At 70.6% G+C, this 26276-nt stretch carries 22 protein-coding genes, 4 tRNA genes, 1 other RNA gene and 1 pseudogene; 11 read left to right on the top strand and 17 right to left on the bottom strand.

Annotation, left to right across the window (positions count from 1 at the left end):
* Window positions 1–162 precede the first annotated feature (162 nt).
* A pseudogene (locus tag ACFYPA_RS19965) lies at window positions 163–265 on the bottom strand (IS5/IS1182 family transposase); the annotation flags it as partial.
* A 163-nt stretch (window positions 266–428) separates the two neighbouring features.
* Window positions 429–1013, bottom strand: coding sequence for a TetR family transcriptional regulator (locus ACFYPA_RS19960; RefSeq protein WP_359083761.1), 585 nt, complete (start codon window positions 1011–1013; stop codon window positions 429–431).
* A 142-nt stretch (window positions 1014–1155) separates the two neighbouring features.
* Here ACFYPA_RS19960 and ACFYPA_RS19955 point away from each other — a divergent pair, with 142 nt between their 5' ends.
* Window positions 1156–1725: a hypothetical protein gene (locus ACFYPA_RS19955; protein WP_389133235.1), complete on the top strand. Its 570-nt coding sequence runs from the start codon at window positions 1156–1158 to the stop codon at window positions 1723–1725.
* Between the two features lie 109 nt (window positions 1726–1834).
* Here ACFYPA_RS19955 and ACFYPA_RS19950 read toward each other — a convergent pair whose 3' ends face one another.
* From ACFYPA_RS19950 to ACFYPA_RS19920, 7 genes are all read right to left on the bottom strand, one after another.
* A complete protein-coding gene (locus tag ACFYPA_RS19950) occupies window positions 1835–3091 on the bottom strand; it encodes an ABC transporter permease (protein ID WP_389133231.1) in 1257 nt (418 codons plus the stop codon).
* A 14-nt stretch (window positions 3092–3105) separates the two neighbouring features.
* Complete coding sequence (locus tag ACFYPA_RS19945; protein WP_389133228.1) at window positions 3106–3807, bottom strand: ABC transporter ATP-binding protein; 702 nt, start codon at window positions 3805–3807, stop codon at window positions 3106–3108.
* Window positions 3804–5333, bottom strand: a complete 1530-nt coding sequence (locus ACFYPA_RS19940; protein ID WP_389133225.1) for a peptidoglycan-binding protein — start codon at window positions 5331–5333, stop codon at window positions 3804–3806. The genes ACFYPA_RS19945 and ACFYPA_RS19940 overlap by 4 nt, the downstream gene beginning before the upstream one ends.
* Window positions 5330–6289, bottom strand: a complete 960-nt coding sequence (locus ACFYPA_RS19935; protein WP_389133222.1) for a hypothetical protein — start codon at window positions 6287–6289, stop codon at window positions 5330–5332. The genes ACFYPA_RS19940 and ACFYPA_RS19935 overlap by 4 nt, the downstream gene beginning before the upstream one ends.
* A 75-nt stretch (window positions 6290–6364) precedes the next feature.
* Window positions 6365–7165: a hypothetical protein gene (locus ACFYPA_RS19930; protein ID WP_359083768.1), complete on the bottom strand. Its 801-nt coding sequence runs from the start codon at window positions 7163–7165 to the stop codon at window positions 6365–6367.
* Window positions 7166–7167: 2 nt separating this feature from the next.
* The gene (locus ACFYPA_RS19925; protein ID WP_359083769.1) at window positions 7168–7764 is read right to left on the bottom strand and encodes a SigE family RNA polymerase sigma factor; all 597 of its coding nucleotides are present in this window, start codon (window positions 7762–7764) and stop codon (window positions 7168–7170) included.
* A gap of 489 nt (window positions 7765–8253) precedes the next feature.
* Window positions 8254–8341: transfer RNA gene (locus tag ACFYPA_RS19920), tRNA-Ser, on the bottom strand.
* Window positions 8342–8473: 132 nt separating this feature from the next.
* Here ACFYPA_RS19920 and ffs point away from each other — a divergent pair.
* The 6 genes from ffs (at window position 8474) to ACFYPA_RS19890 (ending at window position 17044) form a co-directional block, all read left to right on the top strand.
* An RNA gene (gene ffs, locus ACFYPA_RS19915) (signal recognition particle sRNA small type) lies at window positions 8474–8570 on the top strand.
* A 122-nt stretch (window positions 8571–8692) separates the two neighbouring features.
* Entirely contained in the window at window positions 8693–10936 is a 2244-nt protein-coding gene (locus ACFYPA_RS19910) for a DNA polymerase III subunit gamma and tau (RefSeq protein ID WP_389133217.1), read from the top strand.
* Window positions 10937–11056: 120 nt separating this feature from the next.
* Window positions 11057–12307 (top strand): phosphoribosylamine--glycine ligase, encoded by a 1251-nt coding sequence (gene purD / locus ACFYPA_RS19905; protein ID WP_359083784.1) that lies wholly within the window; start codon window positions 11057–11059, stop codon window positions 12305–12307.
* A 316-nt stretch (window positions 12308–12623) separates the two neighbouring features.
* Window positions 12624–14351, top strand: a complete 1728-nt coding sequence (locus tag ACFYPA_RS19900; RefSeq protein WP_389133214.1) for a hypothetical protein — start codon at window positions 12624–12626, stop codon at window positions 14349–14351.
* A 181-nt stretch (window positions 14352–14532) separates the two neighbouring features.
* Window positions 14533–15996, top strand: a complete 1464-nt coding sequence (locus ACFYPA_RS19895; RefSeq protein ID WP_359083786.1) for a N,N-dimethylformamidase beta subunit family domain-containing protein — start codon at window positions 14533–14535, stop codon at window positions 15994–15996.
* A gap of 133 nt (window positions 15997–16129) precedes the next feature.
* Entirely contained in the window at window positions 16130–17044 is a 915-nt protein-coding gene (locus ACFYPA_RS19890; RefSeq protein ID WP_359348417.1) for a phosphoribosylaminoimidazolesuccinocarboxamide synthase, read from the top strand.
* 116 nt (window positions 17045–17160) lie between these two features.
* Here the strand turns inward: ACFYPA_RS19890 and ACFYPA_RS19885 are convergent.
* The 8 genes from ACFYPA_RS19885 to ACFYPA_RS19850 form a co-directional block, all read right to left on the bottom strand.
* Window positions 17161–17233 (bottom strand) — tRNA-Gly (locus ACFYPA_RS19885).
* Between the two features lie 22 nt (window positions 17234–17255).
* On the bottom strand, window positions 17256–17867 hold the full coding sequence (locus ACFYPA_RS19880) for a response regulator transcription factor (RefSeq protein ID WP_359083788.1): 612 nt from the start codon (window positions 17865–17867) through the stop codon (window positions 17256–17258).
* Window positions 17864–19153 (bottom strand): sensor histidine kinase, encoded by a 1290-nt coding sequence (locus tag ACFYPA_RS19875; RefSeq protein ID WP_389133209.1) that lies wholly within the window; start codon window positions 19151–19153, stop codon window positions 17864–17866. The genes ACFYPA_RS19880 and ACFYPA_RS19875 overlap by 4 nt, the downstream gene beginning before the upstream one ends.
* Window positions 19154–19172: 19 nt before the next feature.
* Window positions 19173–19982 (bottom strand): ABC transporter permease, encoded by an 810-nt coding sequence (locus ACFYPA_RS19870; RefSeq protein WP_389133206.1) that lies wholly within the window; start codon window positions 19980–19982, stop codon window positions 19173–19175.
* The gene (locus ACFYPA_RS19865) at window positions 19979–20923 is read right to left on the bottom strand and encodes an ABC transporter ATP-binding protein (protein ID WP_359083793.1); all 945 of its coding nucleotides are present in this window, start codon (window positions 20921–20923) and stop codon (window positions 19979–19981) included. Before ACFYPA_RS19865 ends, ACFYPA_RS19870 begins: the two co-directional genes overlap by 4 nt.
* Window positions 20924–21112: 189 nt before the next feature.
* Window positions 21113–21185, bottom strand: a tRNA-Gly gene (locus tag ACFYPA_RS19860).
* 80 nt (window positions 21186–21265) lie between these two features.
* Window positions 21266–21337, bottom strand: a tRNA-Gly gene (locus tag ACFYPA_RS19855).
* A 165-nt stretch (window positions 21338–21502) separates the two neighbouring features.
* Entirely contained in the window at window positions 21503–21838 is a 336-nt protein-coding gene (locus ACFYPA_RS19850; protein ID WP_359083794.1) for an Lsr2 family protein, read from the bottom strand.
* 383 nt (window positions 21839–22221) lie between these two features.
* On the opposite strand from ACFYPA_RS19850, the gene purS reads away from it, so the two are divergent.
* The 4 genes from purS (at window position 22222) to ACFYPA_RS19830 (ending at window position 26186) form a co-directional block, all read left to right on the top strand.
* Window positions 22222–22482 (top strand): phosphoribosylformylglycinamidine synthase subunit PurS, encoded by a 261-nt coding sequence (gene purS, locus ACFYPA_RS19845; protein WP_136330173.1) that lies wholly within the window; start codon window positions 22222–22224, stop codon window positions 22480–22482.
* On the top strand, window positions 22479–23159 hold the full coding sequence (gene purQ, locus ACFYPA_RS19840; RefSeq protein WP_359083795.1) for a phosphoribosylformylglycinamidine synthase subunit PurQ: 681 nt from the start codon (window positions 22479–22481) through the stop codon (window positions 23157–23159). The genes purS and purQ overlap by 4 nt, the downstream gene beginning before the upstream one ends.
* Window positions 23156–25405: a phosphoribosylformylglycinamidine synthase subunit PurL gene (gene purL, locus ACFYPA_RS19835; protein ID WP_359083796.1), complete on the top strand. Its 2250-nt coding sequence runs from the start codon at window positions 23156–23158 to the stop codon at window positions 25403–25405. Before purQ ends, purL begins: the two co-directional genes overlap by 4 nt.
* A 196-nt stretch (window positions 25406–25601) precedes the next feature.
* Entirely contained in the window at window positions 25602–26186 is a 585-nt protein-coding gene (locus ACFYPA_RS19830) for a winged helix-turn-helix domain-containing protein (protein ID WP_359313242.1), read from the top strand.
* Window positions 26187–26276 lie beyond the last annotated feature (90 nt).

Here is a 26276-nt window from a genome sequence, read left to right as displayed (position 1 = left end):
TGGGCGAGGGGGCGTGCCGAGCCCGCTGATGATGCCGCTGGTGCGCGGCGAGCTGGTCGGGCTGGTCTGGGTCCGTCCGCTCCATGTCGGACAGGACGCGGTCGCCGGGATCGCGGAGCTCGCGAACATCGCCGCGGCGGCCGGCGCGGACGAGGTGGTCCTCGCCGGCCACCGCGTCCGGCCGGGTCCTCGGGCGACCGACCGGCCTGCGGACCTTCACCTTCTCCAGCACCGGGACGAACTGCGGGCTTTCACCCCACTGCCCGCAGAAGGCCCCGCAGCCCGCTGCGGGGCCTTCTGCGTATGACCCGCCAACTGTTCGCCTTGGCGCTCGGAACTGGTCACTGAGCCGTACCCCTGCACGGCACGGCATGGCCTGGCCGGTAACGGCGACGGCGCGTCCGAAGGTGCTGCCCGGCCGAGGCGGCTCAGGCTCCGCGTGCCCGCAAAATCTCTTCGACGCCGTGGAGGAAGGTCTCGGCGATCAATTCCGGGTCGAAGAGGCAGCCCGCGGCCATCGCGCCGTCGCGGAGCATGACGAGGTGCCGGGCGGCTTCGTCGGCGGGCTGGTCGCCGACCTGCGTCAGCAACTCGGTGACGGTCTCCAGGAACCACTGGCGGTGGTTCAGGACGGCCCGGTGGATGGGGTGGGCGGGGTCGGGGTATTCGGCCACCGCGTTGAGGAAGGCGCAGCCGCGAAAGCCGGGGCCCCGAATGCCTTCGGTGATGAACCGGCAGACCGCCCGGACCGCGTCGGCCGCAGGCTCCTGGCCCGCCCGCGCGAGGTCGGTCCCCGCCCGGATCCCCCGGTCGGCCTGGCCGAGGTAGGCGAGGACGAGCTCCTCCTTGCCGGTGAAGTGCCGGTACAGAGTGGCGCGGGTGACCTGCGCCTCCGCGATGATCCGGTCGACGCCGACGGAGTGGATGCCCTCCGCGTAGAAGATCCTGGTCGCCGTGTCGAGCAGCCGGGCTCGCGCCGCCGACGTGCTGCTCCCTCCTCCGCCTTCGCTCATGCGCCCAGATTACCCCAAGGGTGAGGGAGAACGTTCGGTCTTGACAGTGTCGGCCCACCCCACGACTATGAAAGAGACAGAACGTTCTCTCTCCTCGCCCGGTCGTCCTCTGCCCACTCACTTTTCCGTGAAAGGAACCTCCGTGGACACCCTCGTCGGTACCGCTCCCACTTCCACTCCCACCAGCGTTCCCGCTGCCCTGCGCAGGTTGTATTTCCTGCGCTTCGCGTTCGCCGCGGCGTGGGCCGCCCTGCTGTTCGCGACAGCCGACGCGCTGGGTCCGCTCACCGTCACGCTGCTCGTGATCTATCCCTTGTTCGACGTGGCCTGCGCGATCGTCGACCTCAGGTCCGCCCGGTCGACCGGTCAGCCGGTGCGCGGCCTGTACGTGAACATCGCGCTCAGCGCCCTCACCGGCATCGGCCTCGCCGTCGCCGCCACCTCCGGCACCCCCGCCGTCCTGCGGGTCTGGGGTGCCTGGGCCGTCAGCGCGGGCATCGTCCAGCTCGTCGTGGGCGCCGTCCGGCGTCAACTCGGCGGCCAGTGGGCGATGATCGCCAGCGGTGCCATCTCCACGCTCGCCGGCGCCTCGTTCTTCGCCCAGGCGGGCAAGGACGGAGCCTCTTTGAACAACCTGGCCGGGTACGCCTTCCTCGGCGGCGTCTTCTTCCTCGTCTCCGCCCTCCGGCTGGGACGTGCGCGCAAGATGTGACGCGTCGCCTCGACGGGTTGCCGCCGACGACCGGCATTGGCGAGCGCGCTGCGAGCGTCGAAGGCCCCCGCAGCGAACTGCGGGGGCCTTCGACGTATCCGGCAAGGCGCTACGACGGTGCGCGCAGCGCGTCGACCGGCTCCATGCGGGCGGCGCGCAGCGACGGGTAGAGGCCGGCGAGCAGGCCGACGAGGGCTCCGGCGAGCGGGGCGCCGAAGGCCGTGGCCAGGTCGAGTACCGGGGTCCACTGTTTGACGACGGCGACGCACACCACGACTGCGATGCCCAGGGCGGCGCCGACGATGCCGCCGAGCAGGCCGATGGTTGTCGACTCCAGCAGGAACTGGCCGGCCACCTGTCGCCTCGACGCGCCCAGAGCGCGCCGCAGTCCGATCTCCCCGACCCGTTCCATCACCGTCACCAGGGTGACGTTGGCGATGCCGATGGCACCCACCACCAGCGAGACCAGGCCGAGGACGAGGAAGAGGCCGTTGACGTCGTTCTGGACGCCGTCGCGCGCCTTGGACAGGTCGGGCGGCGCCACGACGGTGAGCGAGTCCCGGTGCCCGGGAGCCAGGGCGATCGGTGCCTGGCGTGCCACCTGCTTCGCCGCCCCGAGCGCGGTGTTGACCAGTACGAGGCTGACGTCTCGCAGGCCGAGGCGGTCCGCGCCGGTGGTGGGCGGGATGATGACGGCGGTGGACAGGCGCCGCTCCCGCCCGATGCCGCCGAGGATGCCGATGACCGTGTACGACTGGCCCTTGAGGAATACGGCGGGGGCATCCTCCACCCGGCTGATGCCGAGCAGTCGCGCGGCCTGGTCGCCGAGCACCACCACCTGGTCGTGCCGGGCGAGGTTGCCGACGTCGTAGAACCGTCCCGCGGTCATCGTGCCGCGTACGGCGGCGGGCAGCCCGGCCGAGGCGGCGACGACGGCCAGGGTCTGTCCGGAGGTGTCGCCGGGCGCGTTCACGTCGCCGGCCCGGACCTGGACGCTGTTGGTCGCGGCGGAGTCCCCGATGGCGGCGACCGATTCCACCCCGGCCAGCCGCCGGACCGCTTCGGTCCCCGACCAGTCCACCAGTGGCCCGGTGTCGACCGAGCCGGGCTGCGCCCGCGGTACCTTCACGGTCACCGAGGTCGCGGTGAGCGCGTCGAACCGGCCGACGATCTGGTTGCCCGCGGTGGAGGCCACACCGATGGTGATGACGAGCGTGGTGATGCCGAGCACCGTGCCCAGTGTGGTCAACGCGGATCGCATGGGGCGGGCGAGGACGCCGGCGAGTGCTTCCGTCCACAGGTCCCGTGGGTCCATCCGGGGGCGTCCGGCGCGTGCCCCGGCCGTCGCCGGGGGTGCGGGCGTCATGTGTTTCCCGCGGGTCATACGGCCTCCGGGGTGAGGCGGCCGTCGGTGATGCGGACGCGCTGGCTCGCCCGGCGGCTGACCGCCTCGTCGTGGGTGATCAGGACGAGTGTCATGCCCTGGGCGCACAGGTCGTCGAAGAGTTCCAGTACGGAGAGGGTGTTCTCGCTGTCCAGGTTGCCGGTGGGTTCGTCGCACAGCAGCAGTGCGGGGTCGCCGAGCAGGGCCCGTGCAATGGCGACGCGTTGGCGTTCGCCGCCGGACAGCCGGTCGGGCCGGAAGCCCCACCGGTGCCCCACCCCGACCCGCTCCAGGGCCTGGCGGGCACGGTCCAGCCGGGTGCCGCGTTCGTGTCCGGAGCGCGGTCTGCGGTAGGCCTCGGCCAGCATGACGTTCTCGTCCACCGTCCGGTAGGGCAGGAGGTGGAAGGACTGGAAGACGAACCCGATGCGGCTGCCGCGCAGCGCGGTGCGTTCGAGGTCGCCCAGCCCGGTGGTCTCCACCCCGTCGAGCCGGAACGAGCCGGCGGTCGGCCGGTCGAGCAGGCCGAGTGTGTTGAGCAGGGTCGACTTGCCGGATCCGGAGGGCCCGACCACGGAGAGGTGCTCACCGCGCCGTACGGTCAGATTCACGCCGCGCAGGGCGTGTACGGGCGGTTCGGTGTCGAAGGTCCTCTCCACATCGCTGAGTTCGATGACGACGTCCGGGCCGGGAGTCACTTGCCCACCACCACGTTGTCGCCCTGCTTCAGCGCGCCGTCGGCCGGCTTGACTTCTACGAGGCCGGCTGCGGACAGCCCGACGGTGACCTGTACATCGCTGACGCCGGAGTCGCGCTGGACCTGCACCCGGGCCTTCCCGTCGGCCGAGGTCCGTATCGCGGCAAGCGGCACGGTCAGCACCCTGCCGTCCGAGGCGCCGATCTTGATGGTCACCTTTACCGAAGCGCCGGCCTGACCGGCCAGCGGGCCGGGGTCGGGTACGGAGATCCGCAGCGGGACAGGGGCCGAGGGATCGCCGGCCGTCGCGGTGTCGGCATCGGCGCCGGGTTCGGATTCGGATTCGGAGCCCCGTGATGCCTCCCCCGTGGACTGTCCGCCGCCGTCGTCCGCAGGGGAGGGCGCGGCGTCGGCGCCGAGCGCGGAGACGGTGCCCCGGGCCTTCTCGCCCCCCGCCGTCGTCAGCTCGACGGCCATGCCCTTCCTGAGCAGTTCGCCGTCCGAACCGGGCACGACTGCCTGGACCACCAGCTCGGACCCGGTGACGGTGCCGATCTGGCCTGCCGGGGAATCCCCGGTCTTCACCGTCACCTTGTCAAGCCGTACGGGCAGTTTCGGGAAGAACACGGCCTCACCGGCCGGGACCTTGGTTCCGTAAGTGGACTGATAGGTGCTGAGGGCGGCGTTCGCCATGTCCAACGACTTCTGGGCGGACTTCAGCTGCAGCTTCCGGATCTCCTTGGCGTTGCTGGATTCCGTCGCCGGAGTGCTCGCGCCGGCTTCCGTACGCGAATCCGTGCCGCTGTCGCTGTCGCTGTCGGCGCCGCTGTCGGTGTCCGTGTCGGTCCTGGGGGCGGCTCGCGTCCCGCCGGTGCTTTCGCTGCCGGTCATCGTGAGGAGCGTCTCCTGGGCGGAGGACACCGACTGCTGCAGCTGGCCCAGCTGCTGCTGTTCGTCCGGGCCCGGCTGCTGCGCCTGGTATCCCTTGCTCGTGTACCACTGGGTGACCGCCGCCGCGGTGCCCTGGCCGTAGTTGCCGCTGATCGCGCCGGGCTCGAAACCGAGCCGTCGCAGCGCTCGTTGGAGCTGTTTCACATCGTCGCCGGCGGTGCCGGGGCCCAACGTGCGGTACATCGGGACCTGGCCGCTCAGCGCGAGTACGGGGCGGCCGTTGACCGCCATCAGAACATCGCCCTCCTTGATCTTGGCACCGGCGACCGGTGCCTTGGTGACTCGCTGCTCAGCACCTTCGTCGGCCGCGCCCCCAGATGGTGCGGTGCCCACGGAGCCGGCCAGTGACAGCGGTTGGGGTGACGCGAACTCGATGGAGCCGTTCGCCACCACGGTCGCGATGAGGGACTGCCGCTGCACCCCGACGGTCACCGGGCCGGCCTTCGGCGCGTTGCGCGCGGCGGCGGCATCGGCGGGGGAATGGACCTGAGTACCGGCGATCCAGCCGCCCGCGCCCACCAGGACCACCGTGCCGACCAGCGCACCCAGCTGCTTGCGTACGCTGAGGTGCTTCACGCGCCGGCACCCCAGTACGGGTTGGCCTTCTCCTTGGGGAAGTACGCTGCCCGGAATTCCTTGCCGCACTCCAGGTCCTTCATGGCGACGGCGATGTCCTTGGTGAGCAGAGGCAGTGCCTCCGCCTGGGTCAGCTTCGGCCTGCGCTCCGGCATTTCCTCGGAGAGGTCGATCCGCACCATGTCGAACATGCCGGTCGGCTGGGTGGTGGAGACCGGAATGCCCTGCGCCTTCAGGCAGTCGCCGTACTTCTGGGCGAGCCGCACCAGCTCGGGATCGCCGTTGAGCTCCAGCCCGTTCGCACGGTTCTCGTCCTCCCTTTCGGTCTGCTCCTTCATCTGTTCCTCGATGCTCAGTTCCGGTCCGTACGCCTTGGTCCTGCCCTCGGCGGTGCATCCGCCGAGCTGCTCCCTCTCCGTCTTCGTCCCGGTCGTGGGCCGGATGCCGTTCAGCGCTTCGTCGTAGCTCTTGTGCTGGGCGGCGGTGAATCCCTGCTCGTCCCCGTCGTCGGGGGTGATGACCTTCCCGGCCACCTTTCCCTCGGTGTTGGCGCCGGGGGCGTTCGGGTCGTCGGGATAGGCGGCGGCCGCGTATGTGCCGAAGCCGTACTTCTGCCGCTGCTTCTTCGCCAGCGCGTAGTCCTGCCCGTCGAGCGAGTCGGAGGAGTCGGCGGCCTGCGGACTCGCCATGTGCGGGGTGTAGGTGAAGCCCTTCTTCTTCATGCAGGCGGCGACGGCGTTCTCCTCGATGTACATCTTTTTGGTCGCGTCGTCCGTGCCGTCCGGGATGGTGAGTTGGGCGGCGCCGTCGACGGCCTTCGTACCGACGTCGGCTGTGGAACCCGAACCGGCGTCCTGGCCGGCCGAGTCGCTCGAACCTCCGCATGCGCTGAGCAGCGGCAGCATGGCGACGGCCAGAGCTGAGATCAGGGAGTTGCGTAGAGCAGTTGTGGACATGTTCATGTCATAGACCCATTCGTGGTGGAGTGTGGGTGGTCGTCAGTAAGCCGTCAGTAAGCCGTCAGTGGGTCGTCAACCGGCAGTCGCCTCGAGGACGTCGAAGATCCGTGGGTCGGTGGCCAGGTCGGTCAGTACGGACCAGTCCCAGGTCATGGCCGCGTGGCCTGTACCGCTCCCATCGTGGGGCCCCATGATCACCTGCACCGCCCAGCCGCCCGTTGTGACATAGGTGACGCCGAACGCGGACGAACCGCTCCGGTCGTCCGTGTGGGCGGGCAGGGAACTCTGGTCCAGGTAGTAGGCCAGCACGCGGTCCCCCGACTTCGTCCGTGTGACGGAGCATTTGAACGGGCGGCCGCCCCATGGGGTGGTGAGCTCGGGACCGTAACCGTCCCGGCATCCCGCCGGCCCCGGCGGGAGCAGGGAGGTCCCGGTGGCGGACCGCGCCACCGACACGTACAGGTCGCTCACCACCCCGGTCTTGGGGTCGGTCAGCCGGAAGTACGGTGCCGGGCGCCGCGAGTGGTGCGTCTGTGCGGCCTCGACCGTGCCGGCGGACGCAGGGACGATCGACCGCAGCAGCTTCAGTGAGGGATACCAGGCCGTCGGTTCGACGGCCGGCAGCGAGCGCCGGGTCTCCGGCGCAGGAGCGAGCACCCCGTACGCCCCGACCGCCACCACAGCCGCCATGGCCGCGCTGCCCAGTGCCGCGCCGATCCGGCGCCGCCGTCGGATCCGCGTACCCTGCACGATCGCGCCCGGCACCAGATCCGGCATCGGCGGCTCCGGAACGGCGTCCAGCCCGCCCAGCGCCTCGCCCAGCGCCTCGGCCAGGGCGAACCCGTCCTCGCTACCACCATGCTTGCCCGCCATGCTCACCACCCCGCCTTCAGATAACCGGTCCCGGATTCCCTGCCCGCACCGGCGCGGGCCCCGCTCCCGGGCAGTGCCGCCGGCGCCCGGTCGCCCAGAATGCGGCGCAGGGTCGCCAGCCCCCGGGAGGTCTGGCTCTTTACGGTGCCGGTGCTGCATCCCAGCGCCGCCGCGGTCTCCTCCACGCTCTGGTCCTCCCAGAACCGCAGGACCAGCACCGCCCGGCTGCGCGCGGGTACCTCCCGCAGGGCGGCCAGCAGCACCAGCCGCAGATCGGGGTCGTGCGCCGGGGCCGCCACGTCGTACTGACGGGCGCTGGGCCGCTCCCACCAGCGCCGCCGCCGGGTCTCGTCCACGAACGTACGGAACAGCACCTTGCGGGCGTAACTGTCGGGAGAGTCCATCCGTACCTTGCGCCACACCGCGTAGAGCTTCGCCAGCGCCGTCTGCGTCAGGTCCTCGGCCAAGTGCCAGTCACCGCAGAGCAGATACGCGGCACGGCGCAACTGTGTCTGGCGGCTGCGCGCGAAGTCGTCGAATTCGACGGCGATGTCGCCGCCGGCCTCGGAGACGTCCTGTTCGTCCGGTGTCCGGATCACAGACCGCCTCCGCCCGGCACCGCAACGGTGCGCGGTGAGAAGTACTTCATGCCGTACTGACGTGCTGGGCCGTACGGGAGGTTGTCACGGGTGCGAGAAGTTCTTTGGGCGTCGCGACGGACTCGGTGTCCAGGGAGCCGTAGGCGCGCCCGGGAAGCCCAGCGCATCACCTGGTCACACCACCGCACGGGCCCCGAGTCGACTTCCACAGTGGGCTTCACCCACTCCCGCGACTCGCCGGATTCGGACCTGCTGCTCCGGCGTTCGGAAACTTCGGGCCGCCTCATACCCCTCGGTCCGGTACCCGACTCCGGCTGACGGCGCGGCGGCAGGCTGAAGACCCCGGTACGGGCGCGACGCGGCGTCTGCCGGTGGGTGGGCGGCAGCGGCCCGTCTGCGGCGACTGCAACCGAAACCGAGACCACCGGTACGCCGAAGGGCCCCACCGCGAACGGTGGGGCCCTTCAACGTATTGCCCGGTGAGAGCAATGGCGGAGGATACGAGATTCGAACTCGTGAGGGGTTGCCCCCAACACGCTTTCCAAGCGTGCGCCCTAGGCCACTAGGCGAATCCTCCGCGGCAAACAATACAAGACGTTGAGGAGTGCTCGCGAACCCGTTCCGCCTCCGGGCTCCGAGGGCGGCCCCGGAGCGGTCTCCGGGGGTGGGGGAGGTGGACTTGCGGGGGTGGGGATCGGCTAAGGTGGGCGTCAGCCCCTCACGTGGCGCTATCTGACTGAACTCCCCCAGGGCCGGAAGGCAGCAAGGGTAAGTTGGCTCTGGCGGGTGCGTGGGGGGCCCTTGTGTTTGTCAGGGCCTTGCCGCGGTGGGCTCGCGCGGTCCGGATTCTCTGGGGTGAGGTTTCCCGCAGCCGGTGGTGCGCCCGGTCCGGAGCCGGTTGTCAGTCGGCCCCGATAACCTCGTAGGTGTGTCGTCCCTTGCGCTGTACCGCCGCTACCGCCCCGAGTCGTTCGCCGAGGTCATCGGTCAGGAGCATGTCACTGACCCGCTCCAGCAGGCCCTGCGGAACAACCGGGTCAATCACGCGTACCTGTTCAGTGGCCCGCGCGGCTGCGGCAAGACGACCAGTGCGCGCATCCTCGCCCGCTGTCTGAACTGTGAGCAGGGGCCCACACCCACGCCCTGCGGGGAGTGCCAGTCCTGCCAGGACCTCGCGCGCAACGGACCGGGCTCGATCGATGTGATCGAGATCGACGCCGCTTCGCACGGTGGCGTGGACGATGCCCGTGACCTGCGGGAAAAGGCCTTCTTCGGGCCCGCGTCGAGTCGTTACAAGATCTACATCATCGATGAGGCGCACATGGTCACCTCGGCGGGGTTCAACGCCCTGCTGAAGGTGGTCGAGGAGCCGCCGGAGCACCTCAAGTTCATCTTCGCGACGACGGAGCCCGAGAAGGTCATCGGGACCATCCGGTCGCGTACCCACCACTACCCGTTCCGGCTCGTGCCGCCCGGGACGCTTCGTGAGTATCTGGCCGAGGTGTGCGCCAAGGAGAACAGCTACGTCGAGGACGGGGTCTTCCCGCTCGTCGTGCGGGCCGGTGCCGGATCCGTCCGTGACTCGATGTCGGTCATGGACCAATTGCTGGCCGGTGCGGCCGATGACGGTGTGACATACGCCATGGCGACGTCCCTGCTCGGCTATACGGACGGCTCCCTGCTCGACTCGGTCGTGGACGCCTTCGCGGCGGGCGACGGCGCCGCCGCCTTCGAGGTCGTGGACCGGGTGATCGAGGGCGGCAACGACCCGCGCCGCTTCGTCGCCGACCTCCTGGAACGGCTGCGCGACCTGGTGATCCTGGCCGCCGTGCCGGACGCGGGGGAGAAGGGCCTCATCGACGCACCGACCGACGTCGTCGAGCGGATGCAGGCTCAGGCGTCCGTCTTCGGTGCCGCCGAGCTGAGCCGCGCCGCCGACCTGGTCAACGAGGGGCTCACGGAGATGCGGGGGGCGACTTCGCCGCGGCTCCAGGTCGAGCTGATCTGCGCCCGGGTTCTGCTGCCTGCGGCCTTCGACGACGAGCGTTCCCTCCAGGCCAGGCTGGACCGGCTGGAGCGGGGCGCGTCCTTCGCGACCACCGGGCCGGGGCCCTCGATGGGGTACGTCCCTGGGCCCGAGGCACTGGCGCACGCCCCCGTTGCCCCCCAGGCACAGACCCAGGCACAGACCCAGCCACAGCCCCAGGCACCGGCCGCACCGCAGGCCGCCGCCCCCGCGCCACCCTCCTTCGCGCAGCCCGATGCCGGATCAGGGGTCGCCGCCGCGCGTGCGGCGGCGCGCGGGGAAGCGTCCCCGCCCGCCCCTGTGCAGGCGGCTCCCACTCCGGCTCCCGCTCCCGCTCCTGCGCAGTCCCAGCCCGCCGAGGCGCCCGCGGCCGGACAGCGGCCCGGGGCCTGGCCCGCCGCTGCCGCGCCCGAGCAGGGACGCCGTCCCGGGGGCTGGCCCACCGCCTCCACTCCGGGGCAGGCCCCCGCACCCCAGGCCGCCGCCCCCGAACCGTCTTCACCGGCTCCCGCCGCCCCCACTCCCGCAGCCCCGGTGCCCGTCGCCGCGCAGCCCGCTCCGGGCACGGCGCAGGGCGCCGCGCAGGTCCGCAACATGTGGCCCGACATCCTGGAGGCGGTCAAGGGCCGCCGCCGGTTCACCTGGATCCTGCTCAGCCAGAACGCCCAGGTCACCGGCTTCGACGGCGCCACGCTCCAAATCGGCTTCCTCAACGCCGGCGCCCGCGACAACTTCGCGAGCAGCGGCAGCGAAGAGGTGCTGAAGCTGGCACTGGCCGAGCGGTTCAACGCGCAGTGGAAGATCGAGGCGATCGTCGACCCGTCGGGCGGTGCCGGGCAGCCCCCGCAGGTCGGCGGCGGCCGCCCCTCCGCATCCGCACCGCCCGTACAGCAGCGCCCCGCGGCCCCCGCGCCGCAGTCGTACGAGCCCCGCCCCGCACCGCAGCAGCAGTCGGCCGGCGGTGGCTCCGCCCCGGAGTCCGCACCCCCGTCGTACGCCGCTCCCGAACCGCCCCGGTCGGTCGCCCCCGAGGACGACACCCCCGAGGCCGACGACCCCGACCTCGTTGACTCGGCCCTGTCGGGGCACGACCTGATCGTCCGCGAACTGGGCGCCACCGTCGTCGAGGAGTTCACCAACGAGTAGGGCGCGCGGCAGAGTCCTTCCGGCGAGCGGCCCGGGCCCCGCGCACGTCCGGGGTGCCCAAAGTGTCCACGGAGCGGCGCCCGTCAAGGGGGCCGCGCCCCGGCGGCTAGGCTGCACCCCGTGAAGGTCCTCGTCATCGGCGGCGGCGCCCGCGAACACGCCCTGTGCCGCTCTCTTTCCCTCGACCCCGACGTCACCGCTCTGTACTGCGCTCCCGGCAACGCCGGCATCGCAGAGGTGGCCGAACTGCACCCGGTCGACGCCCTCGACGGCGCTGCCGTCGCGAGTCTCGCCACTGAACTGGGCGCCGAGCTGGTGGTCGTCGGCCCGGAGGCGCCGCTTGTCGCCGGGGTCGCCGACGCCGTGCGCGCCGCCGGTATCCCCTGCTTCGGCCCGTCCGGGAAGGCCGCCCAGCTCGAGGGCTCCAAGGCCTTCGCCAAGGACGTGATGGCCGGCGCGGGTGTCCCGACCGCCCGTAGCTACGTCTGCACCACGCCCGCCGAGATCGACACCGCCCTCGACGCGTTCGGCGCCCCGTACGTCGTCAAGGACGACGGCCTCGCGGCCGGTAAGGGCGTCGTCGTCACCGACGACATCGAGGCGGCCCGCGTCCACGCGCTGGCCTGCGACCGTGTGGTCATCGAGGAGTTCCTCGACGGCCCCGAGGTGAGCCTCTTCGCGATCACCGACGGCACGACCGTGCTGCCGCTCCAGCCCGCCCAGGACTTCAAGCGGGCCCTCGACGACGACGAGGGTCCGAACACCGGCGGCATGGGCGCGTACTCCCCGCTGCCGTGGGCCGACCCGAAGCTGGTCGACGAGGTCATGCAGTCGGTCCTCCAGCCGACCGTCGACGAGCTCCGCCGCCGCGGTACGCCCTTCTCCGGGCTGCTGTACGCGGGCCTCGCGATCACCTCGCGCGGCGTACGCGTCATCGAGTTCAACGCCCGGTTCGGCGACCCGGAGACCCAGGTGGTCCTGGCCCGGCTGAAGACCCCGCTGGCCGGTGTCCTGCTGGGTTCCGCCAACGGAACCCTGGACGAGCTGCCCCCGCTGAAATGGCGCGACGAGGCCGCCGTGACCGTGGTCATCGCCTCGCACAACTACCCGGACACCCCGCGGACGGGCGATCCGATCGAGGGGCTCGACGAGGTCGCGGCCCAGGATGCGCCGCACGCGTACGTGCTGCACGCGGGGACCCGGCAGGACGGCGACAAGGTCGTGAGCGCCGGAGGCCGCGTGCTCTCCGTGACGGCGACCGCCAAGGACCTCGCGGGCGCCCGTGAGCGCGCCTACGCGGCGGCGGCCCGTATCCGGCTCGACGGCTCCCAGCTTCGTACGGACATCGCGAAGAAGGCCGCCGAGGCCTGAGCCGTACCTGTTCGGAGAGGGCCGGGGAGGCCCGAGCCGTGCCGGTTCACGTAGGCCTCCGAGGTTCGGGAACGTACCGCGCCGACCACCACTGACGCGCCGCTGCCCCATGGACAGCGGCGCGTCAGCACCTTTGCCCAAAGCCATTCCATCGAGTGACGGCTGAGCCATCCGGATGACGCCCGTCGAAGGCCCAACTAGGGTGCGGCGCAAGCGTTCCGGCACTTGGCCCACCGGCATTGCGATGTCAGTGACGGGTGCCACAGTGGGGGAGTGAGCAACACCGCCGTGGGGGCAGAGGGGGTGACGTCCGGCCGTGTCCGGTACCGGTACAGGTGAGGAGCTGGGTGCGCAGGCAGCGCGCGCCCGGGCTCTCGTCCTGCTGCGCATCCGCAGCAGGGCAACCGCAGTGGCACTGCTGCCGGCCGCGCTCGCCGTCGTGCTGTTCGCCGCAGGCGCGCAGGGCTTCGCCGAGGGCGGCGGCTGGGACGCGGTGCGCTGGGCCGTGACGGCCTGTGCGGTCGTCGTCCTGCTCGTCGCCGCTGCCGTCGCGTTCGCGGTCGTACGGGCGAAGCCGGCGGTCAGCCCGACCATCCCCCTCAGCGAGCAGGCGGCACCGGATCTCTACCGGCTGGTCCGCGATCTGGCGGAGCGGCTCGGAGTGCCGGCGCCCTCGGCCATAGCGCTCACGCCCGACTGCGACAGCTGGCTGGAGGACCGCACCCACCCTGCCGCGGACCGGCCTGCCCGCGACGCCGCGGGCAGGGGGAGTGGCCCGGCGGACGGTTCGGGCCGTCGGCCGGGGCGCCGCCGGGTCCAGGCAGCGCCCGTGCTGGTGATCGGCTCCCCCTTCCTGTGGTGGATGCGGGTCGCCGAGCTGCGGGCGGTGCTCGCCCCGGTGGTGGCCGGCACCGGCCCCTCCGCCCACCCCGACATAGCCGCGGCCCGGCGTTTCGTGCGCGGCCTGGACGGCGCGGTCGCCGATGCGGCCGCACCCGTTCAGGGTCCGCTGCGCAAGGTCCTGCGGCTGCCGGGCCGCTTCATCGGCCGGATCGCCCGGCTGCTGCTGCGCAGCTGCCGTGACCATGCCGCCGAGATGGAGCGGGGAGTCGCCGCCGCCGCGTCGACGCGCGCACAGACTGTGGACTACGGGCTGCGGGTCGTCGCCCAGGAACAGGTCGGTCTCGCCTATGCGGGCTGGGACCGGCTGCTCACGCGCGTCGCGCTCCCGGCCTGGCGGATGGGGCGCTGGCCCTCCCGGCTGGACGCCGGTGTCGTCTCCGCCCTCACCGAACTCTCCCGGCGCGACCGGCTGGCCGAGGGGTTCACCACCCGGCTCGGTGAGCGCCCTGCCTGCGACCTCCTGGAGGATCCGGGGGTGGCCGACGAGGCGGCGTCCCTGCTCGCCGCGCGGCTGTTCCACGGAGGCCCCGCCGAGACCGGGCCCGACTGGGCCCCGGTGGACTGGCAGCAGTATCCCGAAGAGGTCGTCGACCGGAAGTGGCGCGCTGAGGCAGCCCGGCTGCACCGCGTCCTGGACGCCATGGGAGTGCCTCCGGCCTCCGGCGCCGGTGCCGACGCCGCCTGCGCCGGAGTGCCCACCCTGGCGCGCGTCGTCGAGCACCTCGCCTCGGGCCGGGACGGCGGCGAGGAGCTCGCCGCCGGGATCAGCGCGGCCGTGGCCCGGGAGGAGGCGCAGGCCCCCCGACCCGTCGGGGTCGGCGCGGGGGAGGTGGGCGGCGATGTGCTGGAGCTCTGGGGGCCCGATCCGCTTCCGCTCTTCCCGCTCCAGCCGCCCCGTACGGGGACCGAGCTGCTGGCGGACCATGTGGCCGCGATGGTCTGCTGCGCCGCGGTCGACACGGCAGGGGCCGCGCCCGGACTGGACTGGCTCGACGGACCCGCACTGCTGGTCGACGGGGAACGCCGGGCCGACCTCGGCAGCCCGGTCCTCAGCCTGGTCGAGGAGGGGGACGCGGGGCCGCTGCGCTCCTGGCTCGCCTCCGTCGGCGTACGTACCGACAAACCCGTGCGTCTCGTCTGAAACACGTGAGGGCGGAAGGCCGTTCACACACGCCTCCCCCCGACACCCGGAACGTCAGGTTCCGTTCACGTCAATTCGCGACGAACGGTGACGGAGTGCATGCGTTATGTGATGTGCTGGGGATCGGCGCTGACAGTCGGCGCACCACTGTTGTTCCGGGGGCCTGAGGGAGGGATGCGTCATGGGGGCGGAGCAGATTCGTCGTTGGGAGTCGGGTGCCCTGGCGCACGCCGTCACTGATCCCTTCGGCCAGGGGCCCCTGCCCTGGCTGCGGGGGAGTGAGAACTACATCGACGACACCGGTCAGGTCGTGCCCTGGTACGCCGACCCCACCCTGCCCCGCGGCTCCACCGGCGGCGGCACCCGCACCGCCGACGACGTCCGCCGTCAGATCAAGGGATTCAGCTCCTCCGGTGCCGCGGCCCCGGGCGAGGCGATCGACTTCCACATCACCGTGGATCCGCCCCAGCAGTTCTCCGTGGACATCTACCGGATCGGCCACTACGGCGGCGACGGCGCGGCGAAGATCACCACGAGTCCGCGGCTCTCCGGCATCGTCCAGCCGCCCCCTCTCACCGCCGACCGCACGGTCTCCTGCCACCACTGGTGGCAGTCCTGGCGGCTGCAGATCCCGTCGTACTGGTCGATCGGCGCGTATGTCGCCGTGCTCACCACCGTCGACGGCTACCGCTCCCACATTCCGTTCACGGTCCGCGACGACCACCCGGCCGACCTGCTGCTGGTGCTTCCGGACATCACGTGGCAGGCGTACAACCTCTACCCCGAGGACGGCGTGACCGGCGCCAGCCTCTACCACGCCTGGGACGAACAGGGCCGGCTGCTGGGGGAGGAGGACGCGGCGGTCACCGTCTCCTTCGACCGCCCCTACGCGGGCGCCGGGCTTCCGCTCCACGTCGGCCACGCCTACGACTTCATCCGATGGGCCGAGCGCTACGGCTACGACATCGCCTACGCGGACACCCGCGACCTGCACGCGGGGCGGATCGACCCGACCCGCTACCGGGGCCTGGTCTTCCCCGGCCATGACGAGTACTGGTCGGTGCCCATGCGCCGTACCGCGGAACGGGCCCGCGACAACGGCACGTCCCTTGTCTTCCTCTCCGCCAACACCATGTACTGGCAGGTCAGCCTCGCGCCGTCGCCCTCAGGCGTCCCCGACAGGCTGCTCAGCTGCCGCAAGCGCCGGGGCCCGGGCAAGCCCGCGCTCTGGCGCGAGCTCGACCGCCCCGAGCAGCAGCTGCTCGGCATCCAGTACGCGGGCAGGGTCCCCGACCCCCACCCCCTGGTCGTGCGGAACGCGGAGCACTGGCTCTGGGACGCGACCGGTGCCGTGGAGGGCGACGAGATCGACGGCCTGGTCGCGGGCGAGGCCGACCGCTACTTCCCGCGCACCACGCTTCCTGAGCACGACAACCGCATCCTCCTCGCGCACTCCCCGTACCAGGACAGCGACGGCGTGACGCGCCACCAGGAGACATCGCTGTACCGGGCCCCGTCGGGCGCGCTCGTCTTCGCCTCCGGCACCTTCGCCTGGTCTCCGGCCCTGGACCGGCCCGGTCATGTGGACCCACGCATCCAGCGGGCGACCGCCAACCTCCTCGACCGGATCTGCAAGCGCGCCTGAGCCACTCGGCCGCCCCGCCCGCTCCGGGCCACGCCATTCGCACCCACCGGCCCCCACCGACCCCTCCGCAGCCGTCCGCGCCCGGATACGGGACAATCGGAACAGCTCCTGGATCAACCTACGCGGAGGCAGCGTGTCCGGATTTGTAGAAAAGCCCGAGCCCGTGCAGGTTCCGGGGCTCACCCACCTGCACACGGGCAAGGTGCGTGACCTGTACCGGAACGAGGCGGGCGACCTCGTCATGGTCGCCAGCGACCGCATGTCCGCGTACGACTGGGTCCTGCCCACCGAGATCCCGGACAAGGGACGCGTCCTGACACGGCTCTCGCTGTGGTGGTTCGACCAGCTCGCCGATCTCGTGCCGAACCACGTCCTGTCCACGGAGCTGCCCGCCGGCGCCCCGGCGGACTGGGCAGGCCGCACGACGATCTGCAAGTCGCTGCGCATGGTCCCGGTCGAGTGCGTCGCCCGCGGCTACCTGACCGGCTCCGGCCTGATCGAGTACAACGCGTCGCGCACCGTCTGCGGCCTCGCCCTCCCCGAGGGCCTCGTGGACGGCTCCGAACTGCCCGCGCCCATCTTCACCCCCGCGACCAAGGCGGCCGTCGGCGATCACGACGAGAACGTCAGCTACGAGGAAGTGGCCCGCCAGGTCGGTGCCGAGACCGCCGCACAGCTGCGCCGTACGACGCTGGACGTATACGGCCGGGCCCGTGACATCGCCCGCGAACGCGGCATCATCCTCGCGGACACGAAGTTCGAGTTCGGCTTCGCACCCACGGCCGACGGCGGCGAGGAACTGATCATCGCGGACGAGGTGCTCACCCCGGACTCCTCGCGCTTCTGGCCGGCCGCCGCCTGGGAGCCGGGCCGCGCCCAGCCGTCGTACGACAAGCAGTTCGTGCGTGACTGGCTGACCTCACCGGCCTCCGGCTGGGACCGCAAGAGCGAGCAGCCGCCGCCGGCGCTGCCCCAGGAGATCGTGGACGCCACCCGCGCCAAGTACGTGGAGGCGTACGAACTCCTCACCGGTACGCCCTGGAACTAGGGCCGCACGTCTCGGTCATGCCGGACTCGCAGGGCCCGGCATGACCCAGACGAAAGACCTGGACCCTCATACGAAGAAGCCCCCGGCCGAAAGGCCGGGGGCTTCTTGCTGTACCGAGCGGACGACCAGGTTCGAACTGGCGACCTCAACCTTGGCAAGGTTGCGCTCTACCAACTGAGCTACGTCCGCAAGCGCCGAAGCGCGAGAACTACTATACCCATCCCCGCTCACGCGCGAGACGCACTGCGGCATGACGGTTCTCCGCCCCGAGTTTCGCGGCCGCCGCCGAGAGGTAGTTGCGCACCGTCCCCTGCGACAGGGAAGCCCGATCCGCGATCTCGGCGACCGGCGCCCCGTCGGCAGCCAGCTCCAGCACCTGCGCCTCGCGCACGGTCAGCGGTGAGTCCCCGGCGGCGATGGCGTCGGCCGCCAACTCCGGGTCCACATAGCGGTTTCCGGCATGCACAGTACGGATGATGCCGGCCAGCTGCCGGGCACTGACGGTCTTCGGTACGAAGGCCCGCACCCCCGCCGCGAGGGCTCTCTTGAGGTGGCCCGGGAGGCCGTGACTCGTCACGATCATGGTGCGGCAGCCCGGGAGTTCGGACCGTATGGATGTGGCGACGCTCACACCGTCGGCCCCCGGCATCTCCAGATCCAGGACCGCCACGTCGGGGCGGTGTGCCCGGGCCATGGCGAGCGCCTCCGGGCCGGTCGCCGCCTCCGCTACCACCACCAGGTCGTCCTCCAGCGCGAGCAGGGCGGCGAGCGCGCCCCGGATCAGGTGCTCGTCGTCGGCGAGCAGTACCCGTACCGCGGTCATCGTCTTTCCTCCAGAAGGGCCGTACGCGATAGGTCACCGGCAGCCGCATACGGGACGTCAGTGGATTCCGTGAGCGCCAGCGGGATCCGCGCGGTGAGCCGGAACAGCCCTTCCTCTGCCGGTCCCGCCGCCAGCTCGCCGTCGAGCACCCCGAGCCGTTCGCGCAGTCCGGCCAGCCCGGAGCCGGCCCCTTGCGGAGCGGAGTCGGGCGCTCCGTCGTTCTCCACGTTCAGCACCACCGCCTCCGCCGAGACGGCGAGGTTGATCATGCAGTGGCCCGGATCGCCGTGCCGCAGCACATTGGTCGCGGCCTCGCGCACCACCCAGCCGAGCGCCGACTGGACGGGCCCGGGGAGCCCCGTACCGTCGCCGCCCGTGACCGCGCACTCGATACCGGCCGCCCGCAACACTCCCTGGGCCCCGGCCAACTCCGTGGTCAGGTCGGCCTCCCGGTAGCCCCGTACGACATCACGTACCTCCTGCTGCGAGGCGCGGGCTATCCGCTGCACCTCGACCATCTGGTCCAGCGCCTCCGGCCTCCCGCGCTGCGCGAGCTCCACCGCCAGTTCGCTCTTCAGCGCGATCACCGCGAGATTGCGGCCCAGTACGTCGTGCATGTCCCGCCCGAACCGCAGCCGCTCCTCCGCGACGGCGAGCCGGGCGTGTATGTCCCGGGCCTCCTCGGCCTGCCACATCACGCTCAGGCTCCAGGCGCTGGGCCGCACCGAGATCAGGACCAGCACGCAGCCGAAGAGCGTCGTCGGCACGACGCCGGCCAAGGTTGCGCCCCGCACACCGGCCGCGGCGAGGGCGCCGGTGGTCAGTGCGGTGAGGAAAAGCGACTCGATCATGAACATGCGGACCGGAACCAAAAGTACCCGCGTGATCACGATCGCCATCGGTGTGTTCAGGCTCATGAGGAGAAGCCCCGCACCTGCGACACCGTCCACCGCGGCCAGCGTCGCCAACAGGCCCACTCCGAGCAGCAGCAGGGCCATCGGCGCGAGCATGCGCCGACCGGGAAAGACGGAGATGCCGAGGTAGTGCGCATACGACGACTGCACATTGCGGTTGCTCAGCAGGCACTGCCCAAGGCTCACCAGAAGCAGCAGCGAGCCCAGTACCAGCGGGAGCGGTTCATGGCGGATGTCGGACTTGAAGGGTGCCAGCTGCCACGACAAGGTGAAGAGCCAGGGGATCGAAGAGATGGTCACCCGCGAATACAGGTCGATCCGCTCCAGTTTGCTGCGCTCCTGCCAGCGGCGGCGCCAGCCCCGTACGTCCATCAACGCGCCACAACCTCTCTCAGCGTCGGGGATCCCAGCGGAACCACCGCTGCACAGCAAACACCGCGAGCGCTGTCCAGACCAGTCCGGTCAGTGCTGCCCCGAGCACGTCCGTGCCCTCGTTGACGCCCAGCCAGCCGGACCGTATGAGCGTCATCACCCCGGTCAGCGGCAGGAACTCGCAGGCCGACGCGAGCGGGTCGGGAAAGATCTCCAGCGAGACGAAAAGCCCCGAACCCATCATCGAGACGAGGAACAGGGGCAAGGTGGTGAGCTGTGACGTCTGCACGGTGCGGGTCACTATGGAGGTGGCCGCTGCCAGCAGCGTCAACAACACCACGGCCAGCAGCAGCCCCGCGAGGAGCAGTTCGGGCCGTTGCGGCGCGGTGAGGCCGAAGAAGGCCGCACCGGTCACGATGATCAGTGCGGACTGCGCCAGGGCCAGAGCGGCCGAGGGCAGCGCGGTGCCGGTCAGGATCTCGCTGTCGCTGACCTCGCCGGTACGCAGCCTCTTCAGGACCAGGTCCTCGCGCCGCGCCACATAGGCGGAGACCATGTTCATGTAGACGGCCTGGATGAGCACCGTTCCGATGCCGCCGGTGAGCGCGGCGCCGGCGACGGTCAGGCCCGTCCCGCCGAGGTCCACCTGCTCGAAGGTCGACTTCATGGCCATGACCATGGCCGAGGGCACCAACAGTGCGACGACGACCGCCGACCTGTTGCGGGCGAGCAGGGTCATCTCGGCACGGCCGAGAGCCATCAGCCGGCCTCGGCTCGTGGTGGTGGTCCGCTGCGCCGTGGCCGGCGCGGTGCTTGTTGCGATCGTCATGACAAGGTCACCTCTTCGGTTTCTGCGGCGGACTTCGCGATATCGAGGAACGCCTCTTCGAGCGAGGCGGACCGGGCATCGAGCCCGGCCAGGGAAACATCCGACGCCGCTGCCCAGCGCAGCAGTTCGGACAGTGACTCCTGAAGCTGGTGGGTACGGATTTCGATCCGTCGTCCCTCGGCCGCGGCACGCAGGCCCAGCGGCAGCTGGGCCGGCGCGACCCCCTCGGGCAGCTCGAACCGGATCCGGGCCGGCCGTTCGGCCGTTACTTCGGCAGTGGTGCCCGTGGTCACGATCCGGCCCCGGTGCATGATCGCCAAACGATCGGCGAGGGACTCGGCCTCTTCGAGGTAGTGCGTGGTCAGCAGGACGGTGATGCCGTCCTCCTTGAGCCGCCGTACCAGCGCCCATGTGTCGCGGCGGCCCTCGGCGTCGAGGCCGGTGGTCGGCTCGTCGAGGAAGAGCACCTCGGGCCGGCCGAGCAGGGCCAGCGCCAGGTCGAGGCGGCGTCGCTCGCCGCCGGAGAGCTGCTTGACCCGCACCCCGGCCCGGTGGCCGAGCCCCACCAGTTCCAGCGCCTCGGCGGTCGGCCGGGCGCCGCTGGTGCAGCCCGCCCACATCCGCACGGTCTCGGCCACGGTCAGGTCGGACGGGAAGCCGCCCTCCTGAAGCATCACCCCGATCCGGGGCCGGACAGCGGCGCGCTCGGCGTACGGGTCGTGGCCGAGCACCCGTATCGCGCCGCTGTCGGGACGGGCCAGCCCCTCGAGCAGTTCGACGGTGGACGTCTTGCCTGCGCCGTTCGTCCCGAGCAGGGCGAACAGCTCGCCGCGGGCCACGGAGAAGGAGACGCCGGTCACGGCCTCGAAGCCGCCCGCGTAGCTTCGCCGGACACCGTCCACCTCGATCACGCGGTCCCGGGGAATTTCGTCGCTGGTCATGGACTCAAGGTTTCCGTCCGTACGGGACCAGGAGCAGTGCGAGCTGTCATCACTGCCCATGACAAACGTCATGCATCGCGGCTCATGACAAACGTCATGGGTGAGGAGAGCCGGAAGAGGGGAGAGTTATGGCCGGGAAGTGAATACGACGAAGGCCCCGGTCGAAATCGACCAGGGCCTTCGATCAAGAGCGGACGACCAGGTTCGAACTGGCGACCTCAACCTTGGCAAGGTTGCGCTCTACCAACTGAGCTACGTCCGCATTGCAGCCACTCGGCTTTCACCGGTGGAGCGAGCACTACTCTACCTGATCCACTGGAGTGGTTGAGGAGAGCGATGCAGAGCGGGTGACAGGAATTGCACACTGCGCCTTCCCCCTGGAAGGGGGATGTTCTACTACTGAACTACACCCGCACGCTGCTTGAGGTTCGGCTTTGCGGCCTTGCCCTTCGGCGTGCTCCAGACTCTAGCCGACCTGCAGGGGTGTCGCGCAAGTCGGCTCCCGCGGGGTGTCGCCCGGGTGGGCGGTGACGGGCCGTCCGATGCCCTCCGGCCGGCCGGCCCTCACCGTGCGTCCGCTCAACTGGCTTCCTGGAACGCCTCGTAGACCTTCTTGGGAATCCGGCCCCGGGCCGGCACCTCCATCCGGTGCGAACGGGCCCAGGCGCGCACCGCCGCCGGATCGGGCGCGAGGGAGGTGTGCCGGTACGAGACGGGAACCTTGCCGTGCTTGGCCGCGTTTGTCTGCTTGCGACCGGCCGCCATGTACGGCGCCAGCGCCTTGCGCAGTTTCTTTGCATTGGACGGGTTGAGGTCGATCTCGTACGTCTTCCCGTCCAGGGCGAAGGTGACCGTTTCCGCCGCTGCTCCCCCGTCGATGTCGTCGGAGAGCGTGACCACTACGCGCTGAGCCACGGATATCGGTCCTTTCCTACGGCATCCGTGCCTGACATGCGCGGATGCCGGCCTTCCGGCTGTGAGCGCGGATGCTGGCCGACCGGTGTCGGCCGATTAGGGGCAATGTTGCTTTCCCCGGTAATCATTTGTACAGCGGTGGGCCCCGCATTGTGAAGCCCGCCCAATTACCTGCGCGTGTCAACCTGCTTTGCGTGCTGCCGGTGAGGATTTTTTTGCACGATTTTTCTCCCCCGTTGTCGGGGTCGATATCTCGACGTGATCTGGGTCTCTGGATATCTACCCGCGTAGAATTTCTGGCCAGGTACGCTGAGTGGACCCGCGGGGGTCTGGGGAACCCCCCGGAGAAACAGCCGCACCACACCACCACACCGGGAGTGCCAGTGGCACGCGTCGTAGTCGACGTCATGCTCAAGCCCGAGATCCTCGACCCGCAGGGACAGGCTGTGCAGCGTGCGCTGCCCCGTCTCGGCTTCGAGGGAATCGCGGACGTACGTCAGGGAAAGCGTTTCGAGCTGGAGATCGAGGGGCCGGTCGATGACGCCGCCCTCGCTCGTATTCACGAGATGGCCGAGACGTTCCTCGCCAACACAGTGATCGAGGACTTCACCGTGAAGGTGGAGAAGGCCGAGGAGTCGAAGTGACTGCTCGTATCGGAGTCGTCACCTTTCCGGGCACGCTCGACGACCAGGACAGCCTTCGGGCCGTACGGCTCGCCGGCGCCGAACCCGTATCGCTGTGGCACCGCGACAAGGACCTGCACCAGGTCGACGCGGTCATCCTCGCGGGCGGTTTCTCGTACGGCGACTATCTGCGGGCCGGAGCCATCTCCCGCTTCTCGCCGGTCATGGAGACGGTGATCGAGCAGGCGAAGGCGGGCATGCCGGTTCTCGGCATCTGCAACGGCTTCCAGATCCTGACCGAGGCGCACCTGCTGCCCGGCGCGATGCTGCGCAACAACCACCTGCACTTCATCTGCCGCGACCAGAAGCTCCGGGTCGAGAACGCGCAGACGTCCTGGACCTCGGACTACGCCGAGGGCCAGGAAATCTCCGTACCGCTCAAGAACATGGACGGCCGCTACACCGCCGACGAGCGCACGCTCGACGAGCTGGAGGCCGAGGGCCGCGTCACGTTCCGCTACGTGGACGTCAACCCCAACGGCTCGCTGCGCGACATCGCCGGCATCACCAACGCCGCGGGCAACGTCGTCGGCCTCATGCCGCACCCGGAGCACGCAGTGGAGCCGCTGATCGGCACCGGTCGTACCGACGGTCTCGGTTTCTTCACCTCGATCATCAAGAAGCTGGTCAACGCATGAGCCTGGACACGGTCAAGCACGCGGCCGAAACCCCGGACACCGCGCAGCCCTGGAAGGAGCTCGGCCTCAAGGAGGACGAGTACGCCCGGATCCGCGAGATCCTGGGACGCCGTCCCACCGGCGCCGAGCTCGCCATGTACTCCGTGATGTGGTCCGAGCACTGCTCCTACAAGAGCAGCAAGGTCCATCTCAAGCAGTTCGGCGAGAAGGTCCCGGAGAACGACGCCATGCTCGTCGGCATCGGCGAGAACGCCGGTGTGGTCGACGTCGGCCAGGGTTACGCGGTCACCTTCAAGGTCGAGTCGCACAACCATCCCTCGTACATCGAGCCCTACCAGGGCGCGGCCACCGGCGTCGGCGGCATCGTCCGCGACATCCTCGCCATGGGCGCCCGCCCCGTCGCGGTCGTCGACCCGCTGCGCTTCGGTGCGGCCGACCACCCCGACACCAAGCGTGTGCTGCCGGGCGTCGTCGCGGGCATCGGCGGCTACGGCAACTGCCTGGGCCTGCCGAACATCGGTGGGGAGGTCGTCTTCGACGCCTGCTACCAGGGCAACCCGCTCGTCAACGCCGGCTGCATCGGCGTGATGAAGCACGAGGACATCCACCTGGCGCAGGCCTCCGGGCCCGGCAACAAGGTCATCCTGTACGGCGCCCGCACCGGCGGCGACGGCATCGGCGGTGTCTCGGTCCTGGCATCGGAGACCTTCGAGTCGACCGGTCCGGCCAAGCGCCCGGCCGTCCAGGTCGGCGACCCGTTCCAGGAGAAGCTCCTCATCGAGTGCACCCTGGAGATCTTCAAGGAGAAGCTCGTCGCGGGCATCCAGGACCTCGGCGGCGCCGGGCTCTCCTGTGCCACCTCCGAGCTGGCCTCCGCGGGCTCCGGCGGCATGCGCGTCGAGTTGGACACCGTGCCCCTGCGCGACTCCTCCCTCTCGCCCGAGGAAATCCTCATGAGCGAGTCGCAGGAGCGCATGTGCGCGATCGTCGAGCCGCAGCACGTGGACCGGTTCCTGGAGATCTGCGAGAAGTGGGACGTCATCGCCACCGTCATCGGTGAGGTGACCGAGGGCTCCCAGCTGGAGATCTTCTGGCACGGCGAGCAGATCGTGGACGTACCGCCGCGGTCCGTCGCCCACGAGGGCCCGACCTACCACCGCCCGTTCGCCCGCCCGTCCTGGCAGGACGCGCTGCAGGCCGACGACGCCGGCAAGCTGGCCCGTCCGGCCGACGGGGCCGAACTGCGCGAGCAGGTGCTGGCGCTGGTCTCCTCGCCGAACCAGGCGTCGAAGTCCTGGATCACGGACCAGTACGACCGCTTCGTGCAGGGCAACACCGTGCTCGCGATGCCCGAGGACGCCGGCATGGTCCGCATCGACGCGGAGTCCAACCTCGGCGTGGCCATGGCGACCGACGGCAACGGCCGGTACGCGAAGCTCGACCCGTACACCGGCGCGCAGCTCGCGCTGGCGGAGTCGTACCGCAACGTCGCCGCGTCGGGCGCCAAGCCGCTCGCCATCTCGGACTGCCTGAACTTCGGTTCGCCCGAGGACCCGGACGTCATGTGGCAGTTCGCCGAGGCCACGCGTGGTCTGGCGGACGGCTGCCTGGAACTGGGCACCCCGGTCACCGGCGGCAATGTCTCGCTCTACAACCAGACCGGTGACACGGCGATCCACCCGACGCCGGTCGTGGCCGTGCTCGGTGTGATCGACGACGTCACCCGGCGTACGCCGGTCGCCTTCAAGGAAGAGGGCCAGCTCCTCTACCTGCTGGGCGACACGCACGAGGAGTTCGGCGGTTCGGCCTGGTCCGAGGTTGTGCACAAGCACCTCGGCGGCATGCCGCCCAAGGTCGACCTGGGCCGCGAGAAGCTGCTCGGCGAGATCCTGATCTCGGCCTCCCGTGACGGCATGATCGACGCGGCGCACGACCTCTCCGACGGAGGCCTGATCCAGGCGGTCACCGAGTCCTGCCTGCGAGGCGGCACGGGTGCTCGGCTGGTCGTGCCGGACGGACTGGACGCGTTCACGTTCCTGTTCTCCGAGTCGGCGGGACGCGCGATCGTCTCGATCCCGCGCAGCGAGGAGCTCCGCTTCAACGACATGTGCGGGGCGCGGGGTCTGCCCGTGGCACGGATCGGTGTCGTGGACGGCGAGGAGATCGAGATCCAGGGCGAGTTCAGCATCCCGCTGAGTGAGCTGCGTACGGCGCACGAGGGAACGATCCCCGCGCTGCTCGCGTAGCAGGGCGGCGCCCCGCCCTGCTTTCGTAGCCGGCGGACGCGTCCGTCACCCTTCGCGCAAGCCCCCGCCCGTTTCGGGCGGGGGCTTCTGCGTGCTGTGCCGTGTCGTGCCGGGGCGGTTCGATCGGTTCGGTTTCCGTCGGCGGGTTTTCCGAGGGCGCTTGACGGGGATTACGTAATTACGTAATCCTTGCTTTATGGAACTGGAGCAACGGGTCTCGGAGCTGGAGCGGCGGCTTGAGGCCCTCGTGGGTGACCGCCTTGACGCGCCGCGTCCGAGCGGGGCCGACTTCTGGGCCCTGGAAGGGCTGAAGCAGCAGCTCGCGGGCGTAGGGGCGGCTGAGGGCGGAGTGCTGTACACGGGTGCGGTACGGCTGCCGACGGGCGAGCGGTACGAGTGGCAGTACGGCGCGCTGACGGAGCAATTGCTGGAAGACGCGGGAGAGCCCAGCGGGGTGGAGGCCGCCGGAAGCCCCGACGGTGCGGAAGGCACGGGGGAGGGGCAGTCAGCCGCCGGTGCCTACTGGTCCCATACCGCCGAGGCGCTTGCCGCACTCGGTCATCCGGTCCGGTTGCGGCTGCTGCGGGAGATCTTGGGCGGCCGGCGCACGGCCGCGGAGCTCGCCGCGCTGGACGAGACCGGGACAACAGGGCAGATATATCACCACCTGCGCCAGCTGACAGGTGCGGGTTGGCTGCAAACGAAGGGGCGGGGGAGATACGAGGTGCCTGGCGCCCGGGTGGTGCCGCTGCTGGTGGTCCTCACGGCCGCGAAGCCCTGAGCCGCATATGCCGTACACGCCGTACACGCGGCGCACGCCTTACACGCCTTACATGCGGCGCACGCGAGAACGAACCGAGTAGTGAACCAA

The sequence above is a fragment of the Streptomyces sp. NPDC005775 genome (assembly GCF_042871565.1).
Taxonomy (GTDB): domain Bacteria; phylum Actinomycetota; class Actinomycetes; order Streptomycetales; family Streptomycetaceae; genus Streptomyces.
Note: the sequence above shows the minus strand (reverse complement) of the source record. Positions and strands in the feature narration are given on the sequence as shown.